Origin of the sequence: Moorena sp. SIO4E2 (assembly GCF_010671945.1) — a bacterium.
Classification (GTDB): Bacteria; Cyanobacteriota; Cyanobacteriia; order Cyanobacteriales; family Coleofasciculaceae; genus Moorena; species Moorena producens.
The window spans coordinates 1-15,944 of sequence record NZ_JAAHIE010000124.1 but is presented as its reverse complement, the minus strand read 5'-3'; the positions used below and the strand labels follow the sequence as shown (position 1 = coordinate 15,944).

Genomic DNA, 15,944 nt, shown 5'->3' with positions numbered 1-15,944 from the left:
AAGGTTGAAGGTTGAAGGTTGAAGGTTGAAGGTTGAAGGTTGAAGGTTGAAGGTTGAAGGTTGAAGGTTGAAGGTTGAAGGTTGAAGGTTGAAGGTTGAAGGTTGAAGGTTGAAGGTTGAAGGTTGAATAAAAAATATGCCAGTTAACTGTTGCTTGACTTATAGCATTTTTGGCGTTGCTAATTGATTTTTGATTTAGCGATCACTAACTTGAAGTTATACCTGAATTCAGCAACGCCCATCGCTTTTGCTATCAATTAAGTTTCACATCTCAAATTCGAATTATATATTATAGCTAGTCAACGGATAGCTAGTCAACGGGGTGCAACTTGTTTTCCTTCCTGAATTTGCTCAGTGGGATGCAAGATGACTATTTCTCCTTCTCGAAGTCCTTGTTGAATCACTGCTTCAAGATTACTGCGCTGACTAATTATAATCTGACGTTTCTTCGCTTGGTTGTTTTCCACCACAAACGTACACCAAGTCTGGAAGTTGGAGCGCTGGATACTCCCTTGATGATCTGAAAATTGGTTACTTCCCTGTGTTCCCCCTGTTGCAGACACGGACAAATCATCCCTATTTTGTGCAATCGGGTCCAAGGAGCTATTTTGTTGTGAGTCGCAGCGGAAAATGGCACTTAAGGGAACGACTAGCACATCTGAGCTTTCCCAAACTACAATCCGTGTTTCTACTCGGTAGCGATCACCTAAAGGAATTGGGGAATCTACAAAATTAGCGATCGCATTCACTCGCTGTTCTTCTACCCCAAGAGCTGAAATTTTGGTAAAACCTGAGGGTTCGACGTACTTCACCTGAGCGTTTAGGGTGCGCTCTCCCCCCCAATGTTCAATGAACATTTTTGCTCCTGGCTTGACTTTGACCGCATCAGTAGAAAGCAAATCAACGACAATCTCTAGGTCGGCAGGATTTCCTAGTTCCAACAGGGGAGTTCCGGCTTCTACATATCGAGCACTTTCTTCTAGGACTCGTAGGACATAACCATCAATTGGGGAATGAATTTCGGCACGGGCTGCTTCATCGGCTAGCTTGGCAAGTTCAGCTTGAACACTGGCAATGCGAGCATTGTAGACATCAAGTAAATAGTCAGGGTCTCTCTGTTCGGCTTGGAGAATGGCACGGGCTTCTTTGGCTGCTACTACTTCAGCGGCCACACTGTCCACTTCCCGTCGTGCTGCTTCTAATTCCCTCTGGCAGGTAGTTTCTAACAATTGAGCTGTTTCGAGGTCTTTACGAGAGATTGCGCCATCAATGTATAACTGTTGGGAGCGTTGGCGATCGCGTTTTGCTTGCTCTAGTGCTGCTAATGCTTGCTGGACCCGAGCTTGAGCTTCTTGCTGTTGGGCTGCTGCTGACCGGATCCGGGCTTGAGCCTGGAATAAAGCTTCTGGTTTTGGTCGCTTGGTTGCTACCCCATCACGCTCTGCTTGCCATTGCCTTAGCCGTGCTTGAGCTTCTCGGACGTCTGCATCTAGAGGAAGGCGGTCAATTTGGGCAATTATTGCCCCTTGTTTAATTTTATCTCCTTCATCTAGTTTAATCCTCGCCAGCCGACCGGCAACAGGAGCTGAAACTACGAAGCGGGAGCGGATACGGGTCTTTCCCTCTCCATCCACTGTTACTTGCAAACTACTGCGTTTAACTTCGGCTAGATCAACCCGAATCGGTGCAGGACGAAATGCTAGGACAACTACTGTGATGATGCCAACTCCAACCATAAGGTAAGTTAGCCGTTGAGGAAGGTGCTTCATGAAGTGTCTAAAATCGCGGAATTGATTTTGCGATCGCAACAGTATTTAATTACTACTATTTAATTACTACTATTTAATTACTGCTATTACTTTTTTACTGTTCCATAGCTTGTGTTAGTTACGGGTGCATCTCCTAAAAGCTGTTTGACCTGATGGTGCGTTACGGGGCGGGCTGTTTCAACCAGGAACGAAGAGGCGGAAAATCAGGGCTAGCCCGCCCCTAACGCACCCTACGCAACATTTCTAAAAGTGAGATGCACCCTTAGTTACAACATGCAAACTAAGCTGAATACAAAGGAATCAGCAGGCTCCGCACTGATGTAACTATCACCATGTTGATGCTTATTCCCTGGTTTTCAAAACAGCGATTAAGTCCAGACGATTCAGCTTTCTGCGGATAATTAACCCAGAACATAATGCTGCTACTATTACGATAACAAATGTAAAAGCATAGGTATCTTTAGTAATAATTAAGGGAAAACGGTAAAGTTCAGAATTATAGGCAACAGACATTAAAGCAGCTAAACCGTATCCGAGTCCAAAACCAATTGGAAGGGCGAGTAGGGTAAGAATAACTTGTTCACCTAGGAGAATAAAGGCAATTTCAGCACGAGTGAATCCCATAATCCTGAGACTGGCTAATTCTCGTCCTCTTTCTGATAGGGCAATCCGTGCTGAGTTATAGACTACGCTGAAGGTAATAATGCAGGCAAAAATTACTAGTACTGCTGTGAAGACTCGCAGAAGTTTAGCACTAATTTCCTCAAAGCTTTCTAGGTTGGCTTCACGGGTGGCAATACCGGTAATGGCCGGTAGACGTTTGAGGCGATAGTAAAGCTGACTAGCAAGGTGAGGATCAACGGAGAGGTAAGCACCAGAAATAGTTTGTCCTTCTCGCATCAGTCGGTTGAGGGCATGGATATCCATATATGCTGAGACACCGAAGAGTTCATCCACCAAGCCGACTACAGGAACTTGACGCACGGGACGGCTTCCTTCCAGGACTTCCACGGTTAGGGTATCTCCAGGAGTAACACCTAGGATTTCGGCTAGTTTGGTAGTCATGACAACTCCGTCTGGGGGTAGATGCACGGTGTACCAATTCTTGTCTAGCAGACGGCGGAATTCTCCGGCTGGGTCGATTCCAGTTAAAGCACTGCGATAGGTATGATGGTCAAAGCGTAAACGTACTGGTACGATGCGGAATGGTTCGGAACGAATCACTCCTGGTAAGTGAGTGATTTCGTAACGGGTACGTGCGGGACGGGGTTGATTAAAGATAATGGTGAGATCTTCCCGTTGTACTTGGCGGAATTGAAAATCCATCAGGTATGTCAGTGCATCTCCGATGTACAACCCAGTCAGGAGAATTGCTACAGCAACAGCTATTCCCATAATGGATAGGAAGGCTTGGATGGGCTTGCGTTCCAAATTACGGAGGATAATACCACCGGCAGGGGATAAAAACTGCTGTAGACCTAGCCGTTCAATAATGATAGGTTTGAATTGAGCTGGGGGTTCGGGACGCATGGCTTGGGCTGGAGGAAGGGAAATTGCCCGACGTACCGCCATTAGTCCACCAATTGCTGCTGCGGTAAAGCTGACTAAGATGGCGGTGGCGACTAAGTCTGAGCTGACGTCATAGCGTAGTAGGGGAAAGCGAAAAAATTCAGCATAAAGTTGGGTTAGTCCATTGCCGAGCCAAAGACCAACTAGGGTGCCAAGGATACCTCCTACACTGACAATGGCAAGGACAAATTTAAGATAATGGATACCGATGGTTAGGTTACTGTAACCAAAGGCTTTGAGCACAGCAATTTGCTCCCGTTGGGTTCCGATTAGGCGAGAGAGGACAACATGCAGTAGGAAAGATGCGATCGCTAAAAAAATCGAAGGCATAAAAGTAGCAGAGACTTCCAAACTGCTGAGTTCATCTGCTAGAATTTGATGGGATAGCTGATCTTCCCTTCCATAAGCACCTAACCCACCGTAGCGTTCCAGTAATCGATCCAAACGGCTAATAATTTCCCTTTCTTGAGCCCCTGGAATTAAGGAAAGGCTGACATCGTTAAAGGCACCATCAAGGTCGAAGGCTTTACCCAAGGCTTCCCGACCTATCCAAACCACTCCAAATCGCCGATTATCTGGGAAGATTTCTCCAGCACCTCGCACTTCATAAACGTATTCTGGTGATAGGGCAATTCCTACTATTCGCAATTTTTCCCAACGTCCATTAATAATGGCACCCATGGTATCACCCAAGTTGAGTTGATTGGCTTGGGCGAAGGCTTCACTGACAAGTACTTCATCTCCTCGTCCTGGTTCAATATAGCGACCTTGACGAATAAATAAGTCGTTGAGTTTGGACTTACGACGCTCAGGAATTGAGATTAGTCTTCCTGTGGCTGGTTCTGTTAAACCAGGCACATCAAGGGTGACATCAACCACAATCCGAGTTTGGGTTTGGGCAATACCGGGAATAGCACCAATTTGGGATTTGAGGCTTTCTGGGGCGCGTTTGAGGGAAGCGAAAACTTGGGCAAAATGGTAGCGGTTGTAATATGTGTCTTGGATTAGTCGCAAAGAGCTATAGGCACTCCTGGCTAGGACGAAGCTAGCAATGCCACAGGCTACTACTAATGCGATCGCAATCACCTGACCTCGTAATTGCCATAGGTCACGTAAGAGTTTACGGTCTAGGGAATTCATGGAAGTCTAAGACCAACCGAAAATGTCAGGAACAGGCAAGATGCCCATTCTACAGGTGCGACCCGTGGCGAATTTAATTCTTAATACGGAAAGCGCACCTAAAAACTCTTAAAATCATTCCATTATTAAGCAACGCTCGATTTTTTATAACTGCTCTTCTTCTGTATAAAACAAAGCTTCACAAACTAATGTCAAGCCGAACAGACAGCAAACTAAGAAAGTTGTTAATAATATTGCTATCATAGCTCAACTCCTTGGGAAGTCTTTTACTTTGTGACTCCCTCTAGTTCTTTTATACCTCCGGTTTTCTATCGAGCTAGGTAATTTGATTCAATTCTTAATATACTCAATCGTTGACTTACCACTCTAAATCCTCAGGAGCAATCTTAGTCTGATTACCATGTACACTAATAATCTCACCACTACGCATGGTAATCACCCGATCTGCCATAGCCGCAATTCCAGCATTGTGAGTAATTACAGCAGTAGTTGTTCCCAATTCCTGATTGACTCGCTCCAATACATTCAATACTAGCTTACCGGTCTGAAAGTCTAACGCTCCGGTTGGTTCATCACATAGGAGCACTTGAGGACGTTTGGCAATAGCACGAGCGATCGCAACCCGTTGTTGTTCACCCCCAGATAATTGAGCCGGAAAATGGTTAAGGCGATGGTCGAGTCCCACTAGTCCCAAAGCTTCCCGAGGACGCATCGGACGAGGAGCAATTTCCGTCACCAGAGCAACATTTTCCTGAGCCGTCAAGCTGGGAATCAAATTGTAGAATTGGAACACAAAACCCACGCACTCCCGACGGAAGCGGGTAAGAGCACGATCATCAGCACTTGATAAATCACGATTATAGAATTTGACTTGTCCGAAGGAGGGAACATCAAGTCCTCCGAGAATATTCAGCAGAGTGGACTTGCCACTTCCAGACGGACCAAGCAATACTACAAATTCTCCTCCATAGAGGTCAATAGTAACTGATTTTAGTGCCTGAACATTCACCTCCCCCATCTGATAGGTTTTAGTCACGTCACGCACTTTGAAAATAGGTTCATTGTTCATATAGCGGTTGGCGACTTTACTAAGTAAATATTTCTAAGTTTTTAGGGAACAGGGAACAGGGAACAGGGAACAGGGAACAGGGAATAGGGAACAGGGAACAGGGAACAGGGAACAGGGAAAAACTATTTAGCATTCAATATAAGTGATTTATTATTGCCAATTGAAAAATTTAATCAATATTTTTTGTTCAATTTTGATAATCAAAATATCTGCAAATTGCTATAATTCATGATTGATTATTTCAAGAGTAATGACTAGATATAAATCCTAAATAAATTGTGACAATTATTGTCTACTATTCCCGATTCCCGATTCCCGATTCCCGATTCCCGATTCCCGATTCCCGATTCCCGATTCCCGATTCCCGATTCCCGATTCCCGATTCCCGATTCCGCTGTTCCCTGTTCCCTTTACTAGAGCCATTAAATCAATTAAATTGCTGAGCATAAAACCGAGCATAACGACCACCTTTTTCTAACAGTACTTCATGGTTTCCCGATTCAACAATTCGTCCTTGTTCTACTACCAGAATCCGATCAGCACGGCGCACTGTTGCTAATCGGTGAGCAATAATAAAAACAGTGCGGTCTTTCATAATCCGTTCTAAGGCTTCTTGTACTAAGGCTTCTGATTCTGAGTCTAAAGCGGAGGTAGCTTCATCGAGAATCAAGATTCTAGGATCGAGCAGTACCGCTCGTGCGATCGCAATCCGTTGTCGTTGCCCTCCCGATAAATTAATTCCCCTCTCCCCTACCCAAGTGTGATATCCTTGGGATAGTTTAATAATGAATTGGTGAGCATTGGCAATCTTAGCCGCTTCCTGAACAGCTTTAAAGTCAGGTTTTAATTGACCAAAGGCAATATTCTGAGCAATAGTACCTGAAAAGAGAGTGGTATCCTGGGGAACAATGCCAATCTGACGCCGTAGACTATTGAGGGTAATATCTTGAATATTGATCCCATCAATCAGGATTTCCCCAGATTGTGGATCATAGAAGCGGGGCAGGAGATTAACCAAAGTAGTTTTACCAGCACCCGAAGCGCCGACTAATGCGATCGCATCTCCCGGAGCAATTTCTAAATTCAAATTTCTCAGTACAGGCTCACCAGGTTGATAAGCAAAGCTGACATTACAGTATTCCACCCTACCCGTCGCTGGGGGTAAAACTATAGCGCTTGGCTTTTCCATTACCGTTGGCTCAAGGGCAAATAGTTCAAAGATGCGGTCTATGGATGCTTCTCCCTGTTTGAACTCATTATAGTTTTGGGTTAAGATGTTGATCGGATCAATCAACATGGCAACACCGATACCGTAGCTTACAAACTTGGAAGCCGTGAGGTTACCCTCAGCAATTTGCCATGCTCCCAACAATAATAGTAATAAGAAGCACAACGCTTCTAGAAAACCAACTATGGGAAACTGAATTGCTCTGAGGCGTTCAGCAGCATACTTGGCTTTGCGGTTGTTTTCCGCTTCTTGGCTAAATTTTTCGAGGGTATGGTCTTCTGCGGCAAAAGCTTGGATTAATCGAATCCCGCTAAACACTTCCGTCAGCATTGCGGACAAATCCGATATCCGATTTTGGCTGCGATGGGAGAATTTCCGGATCTGTTCCCCAAACCAACCAATCAACAAGCCCATCAATGGTGCAATAATTACTATGGCTAAGGTCAGTTCTGGATTAATATAGATGACAGCAGTTAGTACTACAATCAGTTGCAAGACACAAGGAATAAAATCACGAACAATTTTGTAAATCACCTCCCCAATCCGATCGAGATCTTCGGTGAGTCGGTAGGTAAGGTCACCAGTTCTAGCAGCTTCAAAGTAACCAATACTGAGGCGCTGCAAATGGTTAAAAACGTTTTGGCGTAAATGGAGGGCAATCTGTAGTGAAGCTTTTGCTGATAGGGTATATAAACAGTACTGCGCTATTTTCTGGGTCAGAAATACAACAGCAGCTAACCCAGCTAGCTGAAGACTCCTGACCAGTTTTCCCTGTCCGACCACAGCAAAAAAGGGCTCAGATAGCCAAAGGAGTAGGGGCCAGCAGACGGTGAATACTAATGTACAAACCAATGTCTGAGCCAGAGTTAAGCGTTGGGAACGAAGGTAAGGTCGCAGTTGCCAGTAACTAGAGTGAGGTTTCAAGTGTCAATCGGGAGAATGATGGCTTCTGTTTTAACCTATCACTTACGGTTAGCTGATGGTGACAAGCACCCCATTGGCCTGAGATGGTTCAAACCATGGCTCAAACAGTTGGGAATGAAAAACCTTAGTTGGTGGGCATTGGTGGCTAGGCTTCGTTGGAAGTGGTTTGGGATTTGCCCAGCAATGCCCACCCTACAGACTTCCCAAAATGCGATTGACCGTTCGCGCAGCGTCGGGCAAAGCCCGTGCATGTCACGCTTCGCGATTGGCCGTAGGCCACGCTTCGCGAACGCACTACGTTCTCTGTGACCATGACCATTATTGTGATATGCTGATCATTGGTTGGTATTCAAAGTCAGAACTACTGTGGCCTTAAAAATAATAATTTTATCTGTCTTCGAGCTTCAAGCCCCAAAAAGCATTTCACTCTCAGGTAACTCAGGATGTGATTAAACCACTGCACAAGACCATAGAAGCATTTAACACCAGATAATATGGATTTCCCAGGTTTAATAAATTTGGGCGTTATCAATCATTTTTATTGCCCCAGTTCAAGACCAGTCCCATTCAAGGCAATCCGATTACGCAAAAGTTGATTGGGCTAGTTAACATAACTTGGAATAGCTCTATTCCCTTTGGTTTCAAAATAAAGCGATGCAGAGGTGCGACCCGTGGCGAATTTCATTCTTAATGCGGAAAACGCACCATTACGGTCTTGGGGGTTCCCCCCACTCGCTATTGCCGTGGTTTCCCCCACTCGCTATTGCATCAAGACAGGAAATCAGAGTTGTGTCTAGGTTCAGGGCACCAAAGAGGATATCAAATGCATGTGATCAGCTATCGACGTTTGCGGGAATTTAGTGAAAAACACGCTGATTGCCATGATGCTCTCGATAACTGGTATAAGATTGCCAATCAGGCTACTTGGTCTAACTTAGTTGAGGTACAATCAGTTTTTAGAAAAGCTGAAGCAGTAGGAAATTTTACAGTTTTTAATATTAAGGGGAATAAGTACCGCTTAATTGTAAGTATAGATTATGAAAAGCATTTAATTTACATCAAGTATATTCTGAATCACGCAGAATACGACTATAATAACTGGAAGAATGACCCTTACTTTTAATCAAAAGCCATACAAAAAACTGTTAATTAAATATCAACCTAAAATGATTAAAACAGAAGAAGAGAATGAAAAAGCTTTAGCTTTTGTAGAAGAGTTGATGCACCGACCTAAACGAACACCAGAAGAAGATGAAATTTATGAATTGCTGATTACATTAATTGAAAAATTTGAACAAGACTATTACTCACCAGGGATTAGATCTGAGCCTCAGTCTATGTTACTTTTTTTAATGGATCAAAAAGACATAAAACCAGCGGATTTAGTGGGAATTATTGGCTCTAAAAAAACCGTTGATGACATCGTTAATGGAAAGCGAGAAATTAGCAAATATCAAGCCAAAACCTTGGGAGTTTTTTTTCAAGTTGATTCCAGTTTGTTTATGTGAAAAGCGCTCACCAATTGCTAAAACTTCATTTCGATTCGATGTATAGAGTTTTCCATACTTATCAGGTACACAGGAGTTTTTAACTATTACCTATTCCCTGTTCCATAAAATCATAAAATTATCTAGCTCAGCCAATGGCTTTCCTTAAAAACCCATAGCTAGTAATGCTGGGCGGAAGTTAAAATTCAAAATTATTGCATACTTATTATATAAGTGTTTCGCTCTTTTTGAAAGGTATCTTTATTTCCGCCGTGCCTTACTAGGGGGTTGCTAAACTAAGGAATGATCTTAAGTAATGATATTAAGTATAGTTGGGTCAGTTACCGATTACTTATTACCCATTCCCCATTACCTATTACCTTAAGTCTCACTCAATACCCAATTCACTAAAGTACGAACTGGAAAGCCAGTCGCACCAGAATTATTACAACCATTTTCTTTATCAGTCCAAACTGTTCCAGCAATATCGATATGTACCCAAGGCGTTTCCTTAACAAATTGCTTCAAGAACAAGGCTGCCGTAATCGAACCAGCTGCACGGGGTCCAGTATTTTTGAAATCAGCAATTTGAGACTTTAATCCCTCAAAGTACTTCTCTTCCATGGGCATCTGCCATAATTTTTCACCAGCCGCTTCTGCCGCATCTTTAAACTGTTGCGCTATTGTTTCATCAGTGGTCCATAAACCAGCAATATCATTTCCCAATGCTACAACACAGGCACCAGTCAAGGTAGCTAAATCTGCGATCGCATCCACCTCTAATTTTTCCGCAAACACTAAAGCATCTGCTAGGGTTAGTCTTCCTTCGGCATCCGTATTATTGACCTCAATCGTCTTACCATTAGAAGCAGTAAGAATATCCCCTGGGTGCATGGCATGACCACTAATCATATTTTCCGTGGCCGCACTGATAAAGTGAACCTCGACATCCGGCTTCAACTGGCCAATTGCCTTAGCAGTCCCCAAGGTAGCCGCCGCCCCCCCCATATCCATTTTCATAGTCTCGATGCCACTACCAGCACCTTTAAGATTCAAGCCACCGGAGTCAAAGGTTAAGCCCTTACCCACAATCGCTAATTTGCGTTTTGGAGTACCATCAGGTTTATAGGTCATATGAATAAACTTGGGAGGCAGATCTGAGGCTTTGGCAACCCCAAGAAAAGCACCCATTCCCAGTTCTTCACAGGCTTCCCTGTCCAAGATTTCCAGGGAAAAACCATACTCTGAGGCCAGCTCCTCTGCTGTCTGAGCCAAACTAATTGGTGTCACCTCATTAGCTGGTGCTGCTACCAACTCTCGTGCCAAAATTACACCTTCACAGATTTTCTGAGCCTTATCAATCCCTGCTTCTTGCCCAGCCAATGCCAGTAAATCAATCTGTTCCAGCTTTGCGCCCTTATCCTCGGATTCCGACTTAAAGCGATTGTCTTGGTGTAGAGCCAGGATTATCCCCTCAGTGATCCCTTGTGCCGTTGCTATGGGGTCATCATTAACCACCGGTAAGCTAATTCCAAGAGTTGTAATCTTTTGCTGTTTCGCAGTCCGGGCAATTGTGGCACTTCCACGGCGCAGTGTATCTAAGCTCAGGTCATCAGCTTTACCCAATCCTACCAGGATAATTTTACGGATTGGGCTACCGGATCCGACACGGGTGACAGCAGAACTACTAGTGCTACCCTTAAATTCTGTTTCCTCGATCAATTCTGTAATCGTACCAGTCAGTTTCTGATCCAACTCGGCTAAATCACCAGTCAGGTCTACAGCATCCTCAAATAACCCAATGGCTAAAGCATCACCAGTCCAGTCTAACCTTAGTGTATCGGTTCCGCGAATTTCCATATTTTTTTCTGTCTAGGTAATTACAATGAATAGTTTTTGAACCAATACCATAACAAATATTGACTGGTAATGGGGTGAGGGGGTGTGGCGGTTAGTTAGTGTAAAGATTGTTGAAATTTTATCTGACGATTAACGAAAAAAACATTCTATCTGTGTTATATTTAGAATTGATAATCATAAACTATCAATAAACTTGTTCCGGATCGAGACGTTTATGGCTCAAAATATCGAGTCAGTTAACACACAAAAAGTAAATCCTCGACAACGCTATACGAAACTAAACATTTTTGTCGAGGTCTTACTGGCTTGACGAGGTAAGCCAAACTAGAAAGAAGTGTTCTATTGACTTAAGCGATGCTTGATTGTAGAGCCACTTGAGGAATATTTCCCCTTAATTGCTGATTTCTGGTTTCCATCCTATGCCTCTGCTCGACCCCAACCGTTCTTATAGCTTCAGTGAAATAGCCAAACTCAAAACTCCGACGGATGAAATCTTGGCAGAATATGGCTATTCACTAGAACGTACCTTATTGGATTTGCGGCAATATCAGGGTGAGTTAGATCGATTGCAGGAGCGCCAATCACGCCTCGAAGAAATCTTACCTTACCTGGATCTGAGCAACGAACAATCCCGGCGGGAGATGTTAATTGCACCTGTGATGGCAGATTTAATTCACTACACAAGGGCGCAATTGCGAATTGAGTATTCAATCAAGGTCAGCAATCAGCTTCAAGGCGCGTTGGACTATTTGCTGAGGACAACGACTAATCTGTTAGTAGTTGAGGCAAAGCAAGAGGATCTTACCAATGGTTTCACTCAGATGGCAGTCGAACTGATCGCTCTCGATCAGTGGGAGAAATGCGCATCGGTTGAGCAACAGCCACAACTATTTGGAGCCGTTTCAACTGGAACAATCTGGCAGTTTGGTATTCTGCACCGTCAAGATAAATTAATCACCCAACAATTGACTCTCTACCGGGTACCAACGGATTTAGAACCCTTAACCAGAATTCTGATCGCAGCGCTCTCTAGCAGTAATTGAGTAAGAGAGTCACTGCTCTATTGTTGAGCAACTTGAGGAATATTTCCCCTTAAACCAGTCATCAACTTCAAAGCATAAATCTTGACTGGACGAATCCGGCGCAGCATCCATAACCCGAGACGGCGTATCGCCACTATTGGTAACCAGTTGTTGGAAAACATCCGATCTAGGGTATCGGTAAACCCTAAGATGACAAGATTCTCTTGCTTGCGCCAGTTTTCATAGCGCTTAAGAACCTCTATGGCTCCAATATCTTCCCCTGCTTGGTGTGCTTCAGTCAAGACTTGGGCAAGGGCAGCAGCATCGCGAATCCCAAGGTTTAGTCCTTGACCACCGACAGGATGGCAGCAATGGGCAGCATCACCAATTAGTGCTAATCTTGACTGAATATAGCGATCGCTCTGCATCAACTGCACTGGAAACAAATAGCGATCGCATTCCAACTCCAAGCGACCCAACAGACCACCAGTGTAGTATTCCAGCTTAGCGAGAAACTGATCTTCGTCTAGTTCTTTTAAAGCTTTGGCTTCAGCATGGGGTGCTGTCCACACCACCTGGCAGCGATTCTCTGATAAGGGCAGCACCCCCATCGGACCACTAGGCCAGAAGCGTTCAAAAGCCGTATTATTATGGGGCTTTTCAGTTTTAATCCGGGCAGTCACACAAGATTGCCAGTATTTCCAGCCACGAGTCGTAATCCTAGCCCTAGTCCGAATTTGCGATCGCGCTCCATCAGCCGCCACCAAGAGCCTTGTCCTGATTCGATGCTGAGTATCACCCTCCTTGACAGTAATCTCCACCCCAGACTCCTGATAGTCTACATCCACTACTTCTGCTGGACACAGCCAGTCAACATTGGGGCAATCTGTCAAAAATTCTTGCAACGACGTTAGCACCGGACGGTGTTCTCCCACATACCCTAGGGCGTTGGTACCTAAATCTGAAGGGGAAAAATTTACCACACCGGAATGGTTAGCATCGGAAAGCTTGATCTGCCGAAATGTGCTAATCTGCGGCAGGATTTTATCCCAAACCCCAATACCTGCAAAAATACGCCCTGAGAGGATAGACAAAGCATAGGCTTGTATCCTGGCAGCTGCCACTGACTTCGGTTTTGCTTCTATGAGTAATACGCTCAACCCAGAATGTTTCAACGCACAGGCCAGGGTAGAACCAGTAATGCCACCACCCACAATGGCTAGGTCGTAATCAAAACTTTGATGGGTTGCTGAGGTAGTTTGAATCAGCAGTTCCAGCGCCATAACTATAGTAGTAAGTGTCTCGGTAAATAGTAATATATACTCTTTTTCATTGTGACGCTTTTAGATCAACCCATCAACTGATCCAATTTTGCTCAACCTGGAAACACACGACTTAACTCTAGGCACAAATCTCCAAGACCAGGAATGGTAACCGTTTCATTGGGCAACACCACCCGTTTGACCCGATAGCCGAAATTTCTTTGAGTATCTTGATAGGGCTGAGTATAGCACTCTAGTTGACCAGCCACCAGGTTAACAATCCAGTAATCCTGAACTTGGTTTTCTGAATATAAAGATAGCTTTACGGTCTGGTCATACTCCAGGGTTGAATCTGACACCTCAATAACCAGCAATATATCCTTTGGATAAGGGTGATTTGGCAAGTAGTCATCTGCCTGACCCCATGCGATCGCAACATCCGGTTCCGGTTCACTGTCGTTGGATAGGATGATTGGTTCCTGTCCCCTTACTACCCCACGGTCGCCTACTAGTCTGTCCAACTCTCGCCATAACTTAGTGTTGCAAACCGAGTGGGAGGTACCCTTCGCCACCATTTGTATTAACTCTCCCCGAATCAACTCCACCCGGTCATCTTCTGTTAGAAAACCATTATCAATCAAGCGATGATAGTCAGCTAGGCTAAAGCGCTTAGTTTTGATCAGGGTCATGATAACTTAACTTTAAAAACACAGCTTAATTGTATGAGGAGTTATTCTTTTCCAATTTATCAACCCATGCCTCTAGTGCCTTGATTTTTTCAGTCCAAGTTATGGTTTAACTCACCCCAATATCAATTAATTCAATATTCCCTATTTTATCATAAAATAGGCTTTAATTTTCAGCTTCTGGTAACCAATCCTGATCTAAGGCCAATCCAAGAGAATAGGGGCAAGCCTCTGGGAAAACCGAAACAGGCATTCCGGTTTGCTGGGCTGCCTTACGGCGAGCCCGCTGATAGCTTTGTTCCAGCTGCTGGGCTGGATAGCTCCTGAGACTGGGACTATCTTCAATAGCTAGCTCAATCTGAGTCCGAGCGTCAGTAATCGAATCCAGCCAGCTATCCGAGCGACGCTGATGCTGGTATTGCCACTTGAGCAAATGTAACAGCAGGCGAATCAATTGGCTAGTAATTCCCCGCCTTTCACTCTTGCCCAAGTCTTCAACCTCCTCAATCAGATTTTCTAAGTCAATCTCTTGCCAACGACCTTCTCGCAACAGCTGTGCTGTTTGTTGTGTCCAGGAATGAAAGTCTTTTGTGTATGATTTTTCCACAACTGTCTCTCCCTTTATATACCCAATTTATCTCTTAATTTATTAACTCTTGCCTCTTGCCTCTTGCCTCTTGCCTCTTGCCTCTTGCCTCTTACCTCTTGCCTCTTACCTCTTACCTCTTGCCTCTTGCCTCTTACCTCTTGCTAGCTTGCCTATTGCTAGCTTGCCTATTGCTAGCTTGCCTCTTGCCTCTTGCCTCTTGCCTCTTGCCTTTCCTTAATCCAATCTATTTTGATTTGGGTTTAATGCCATGACAAATAGTGCGATCGCTTTCATCGATTTCAGCATTGTGCTTGAGATAATCCCCTACCCAATTACAAGCCCGACCCAGAAGGTCATTGAAATCTAAACTTATATCCATATCCCACATAATCACATTGCCATTGGAGTCAGATGAAGCCAGGATTTTGCCATCGGGACTGAAACTGAGGCTAAAAACCCCATCATTATGTCCAATCAGAGTTTCAATTTCTTGCCCCTTCAAATTCCAGAGTTTAACCGTTTTGTCACCACTAGCCGAAGCAATCATCTTGCCATCTGGGCTGAAACTAACGCTAAACACCTTACCCTGATGCCCTTTGAGAGTTCGGATTTCTTTACCGTCTCTACTCCAAAGTTTAACCGTTTCGTCCTCACTACCAGAGACAAGCATCTGACTGTCGGGACTAAAACTGACACTCCAGATCACATCATCATGACCTTTGAGGATAGTAGGAGTTAAGCAAAAAGGCAAAAAATTTATGTTATGGTCTGATCCAACTGCTGGTTTTAAGTTTGCTGGTTTTAAGTTTGCTGGTTTTAATTCACCATTACATAAATTTTCGCGACTCCAAAGCTTAATAGTATTATCATCACTACCAGCAGCAATCATCAGACCATCGGGACTAAAATTAACACTTCTAATCGCAGCCCTAAGCTTTTTAAACCTTTGGGGTTCTGTTCCTTTAAAACTCCAAAGCTTAACAGCTTGATCCCAACTGCCAGATACAATCGTCTGACTGTCAGGGCTGAAACTAACGCTAAAGACTCCAGCCTTATGCCCCTGGAGTGTTTGGATTTTTTTACCATCCTTACTCCAAAGTCTAACCTTACTATCCCGGCTAGCCGTAGCAATAGTTTTGCCATCCGGGCTAAAACTCACACTAAACACTACATCTCTGTGGTTTTCTAGAACGTTTGGAGTCAAACAAAAATCCAGTAGATTGATAGTTTTACTAGACCTTATTTCCCCTAATCCTTGCTTGCTACAGGTATAATCTAAATGCCATAGTTTAGCAGTTTTATCTTCACTAGCACTAGCCAAAGTTTTGCCATCTGGGCT

16 protein-coding genes are annotated in these 15,944 nt (G+C 44.1%); 7 read left to right on the top strand and 9 right to left on the bottom strand.

Going from position 1 to position 15,944, the window contains the following annotated elements; genetic code table 11:
• Positions 1–314: 314 nt before the first annotated feature.
• The 3 genes from F6K37_RS15275 to F6K37_RS15265 all read right to left on the bottom strand — a co-directional run bounded on the left by F6K37_RS15275 (position 315) and on the right by F6K37_RS15265 (position 5,547).
• Positions 315–1,736, bottom strand: a complete 1,422-nt coding sequence (locus F6K37_RS15275; RefSeq protein ID WP_287251031.1) for an efflux RND transporter periplasmic adaptor subunit — start codon at positions 1,734–1,736, stop codon at positions 315–317.
• 375 nt (positions 1,737–2,111) lie between these two features.
• Entirely contained in the window at positions 2,112–4,478 is a 2,367-nt protein-coding gene (locus tag F6K37_RS15270) for an ABC transporter permease (RefSeq protein WP_008189576.1), read from the bottom strand.
• 358 nt (positions 4,479–4,836) lie between these two features.
• Positions 4,837–5,547 carry an ABC transporter ATP-binding protein gene (locus F6K37_RS15265; RefSeq protein WP_008189573.1) on the bottom strand — a complete coding sequence of 237 codons (711 nt, stop codon included), beginning with the start codon at positions 5,545–5,547 and terminating at the stop codon, positions 4,837–4,839.
• A gap of 278 nt (positions 5,548–5,825) precedes the next feature.
• On the opposite strand from F6K37_RS15265, the gene F6K37_RS15260 reads away from it, so the two are divergent.
• Complete coding sequence (locus tag F6K37_RS15260; RefSeq protein WP_287251029.1) at positions 5,826–5,990, top strand: hypothetical protein; 165 nt, start codon at positions 5,826–5,828, stop codon at positions 5,988–5,990.
• Here the strand turns inward: F6K37_RS15260 and F6K37_RS15255 are convergent.
• Positions 5,975–7,699, bottom strand: a complete 1,725-nt coding sequence (locus F6K37_RS15255; RefSeq protein ID WP_008189569.1) for an ABC transporter ATP-binding protein — start codon at positions 7,697–7,699, stop codon at positions 5,975–5,977. The genes F6K37_RS15260 and F6K37_RS15255 overlap by 16 nt on opposite strands.
• On the opposite strand from F6K37_RS15255, the gene F6K37_RS15250 reads away from it, so the two are divergent.
• From F6K37_RS15250 to F6K37_RS15235, 4 genes are all read left to right on the top strand, one after another.
• Positions 7,700–8,008: a hypothetical protein gene (locus tag F6K37_RS15250; protein ID WP_131827208.1), complete on the top strand. Its 309-nt coding sequence runs from the start codon at positions 7,700–7,702 to the stop codon at positions 8,006–8,008.
• Positions 8,009–8,370: 362 nt separating this feature from the next.
• Positions 8,371–8,496 carry a hypothetical protein gene (locus F6K37_RS15245; RefSeq protein WP_267872108.1) on the top strand — a complete coding sequence of 42 codons (126 nt, stop codon included), beginning with the start codon at positions 8,371–8,373 and terminating at the stop codon, positions 8,494–8,496.
• 26 nt (positions 8,497–8,522) lie between these two features.
• Positions 8,523–8,822, top strand: coding sequence for a type II toxin-antitoxin system HigB family toxin (locus F6K37_RS15240; RefSeq protein ID WP_008189566.1), 300 nt, complete (start codon positions 8,523–8,525; stop codon positions 8,820–8,822).
• Positions 8,806–9,207: a helix-turn-helix domain-containing protein gene (locus F6K37_RS15235; RefSeq protein ID WP_008189565.1), complete on the top strand. Its 402-nt coding sequence runs from the start codon at positions 8,806–8,808 to the stop codon at positions 9,205–9,207. Before F6K37_RS15240 ends, F6K37_RS15235 begins: the two co-directional genes overlap by 17 nt.
• Before the next feature lie 360 nt (positions 9,208–9,567).
• Here the strand turns inward: F6K37_RS15235 and F6K37_RS15230 are convergent, their stop codons facing one another.
• Entirely contained in the window at positions 9,568–11,046 is a 1,479-nt protein-coding gene (locus F6K37_RS15230) for a leucyl aminopeptidase (RefSeq protein WP_008189563.1), read from the bottom strand.
• A 419-nt stretch (positions 11,047–11,465) separates the two neighbouring features.
• Between F6K37_RS15230 and F6K37_RS15225 the strand changes: the two genes are divergently transcribed.
• Entirely contained in the window at positions 11,466–12,089 is a 624-nt protein-coding gene (locus F6K37_RS15225; protein ID WP_008189561.1) for a hypothetical protein, read from the top strand.
• A gap of 17 nt (positions 12,090–12,106) precedes the next feature.
• On the opposite strand, the gene F6K37_RS15220 is transcribed toward F6K37_RS15225, so the two are convergent.
• The 3 genes from F6K37_RS15220 to F6K37_RS15210 all read right to left on the bottom strand — a co-directional run bounded on the left by F6K37_RS15220 (position 12,107) and on the right by F6K37_RS15210 (position 14,623).
• Positions 12,107–13,351, bottom strand: a complete 1,245-nt coding sequence (locus F6K37_RS15220) for an FAD-dependent hydroxylase (RefSeq protein ID WP_008189560.1) — start codon at positions 13,349–13,351, stop codon at positions 12,107–12,109.
• A gap of 92 nt (positions 13,352–13,443) precedes the next feature.
• Entirely contained in the window at positions 13,444–14,019 is a 576-nt protein-coding gene (locus F6K37_RS15215) for a Uma2 family endonuclease (protein ID WP_008189558.1), read from the bottom strand.
• 163 nt (positions 14,020–14,182) lie between these two features.
• The gene (locus tag F6K37_RS15210; protein ID WP_287251026.1) at positions 14,183–14,623 is read right to left on the bottom strand and encodes a DUF29 domain-containing protein; all 441 of its coding nucleotides are present in this window, start codon (positions 14,621–14,623) and stop codon (positions 14,183–14,185) included.
• A gap of 49 nt (positions 14,624–14,672) precedes the next feature.
• Between F6K37_RS15210 and F6K37_RS15205 the strand changes: the two genes are divergently transcribed.
• Complete coding sequence (locus F6K37_RS15205) at positions 14,673–14,843, top strand: hypothetical protein (protein WP_287251024.1); 171 nt, start codon at positions 14,673–14,675, stop codon at positions 14,841–14,843.
• A gap of 6 nt (positions 14,844–14,849) precedes the next feature.
• On the opposite strand, the gene F6K37_RS15200 is transcribed toward F6K37_RS15205, so the two are convergent.
• Positions 14,850–15,944, bottom strand: a 1,095-nt coding sequence (locus F6K37_RS15200) for a WD40 repeat domain-containing protein (RefSeq protein ID WP_287251022.1), incomplete at its 5' end; no start/stop codon positions are given.

Bases quoted from the DNA above. Each gene is read 5' to 3' on its own strand.
- F6K37_RS15230 (WP_008189563.1), bottom strand. From the start codon at position 11,046: ATGGAAATTCGCGGAACCGATACACTAAGGTTAGACTGGACTGGTGAT.
- F6K37_RS15235 (WP_008189565.1), top strand. From the start codon at position 8,806: ATGACCCTTACTTTTAATCAAAAGCCATACAAAAAACTGTTAATTAAA.
- F6K37_RS15220 (WP_008189560.1), bottom strand. From the start codon at position 13,351: ATGGCGCTGGAACTGCTGATTCAAACTACCTCAGCAACCCATCAAAGT.
- F6K37_RS15275 (WP_287251031.1), bottom strand. From the start codon at position 1,736: ATGGTTGGAGTTGGCATCATCACAGTAGTTGTCCTAGCATTTCGTCCT.
- F6K37_RS15265 (WP_008189573.1), bottom strand. From the start codon at position 5,547: ATGAACAATGAACCTATTTTCAAAGTGCGTGACGTGACTAAAACCTAT.
- F6K37_RS15215 (WP_008189558.1), bottom strand. From the start codon at position 14,019: ATGACCCTGATCAAAACTAAGCGCTTTAGCCTAGCTGACTATCATCGC.
- F6K37_RS15240 (WP_008189566.1), top strand. From the start codon at position 8,523: ATGCATGTGATCAGCTATCGACGTTTGCGGGAATTTAGTGAAAAACAC.
- F6K37_RS15270 (WP_008189576.1), bottom strand. From the start codon at position 4,478: ATGAATTCCCTAGACCGTAAACTCTTACGTGACCTATGGCAATTACGA.
- F6K37_RS15225 (WP_008189561.1), top strand. From the start codon at position 11,466: ATGCCTCTGCTCGACCCCAACCGTTCTTATAGCTTCAGTGAAATAGCC.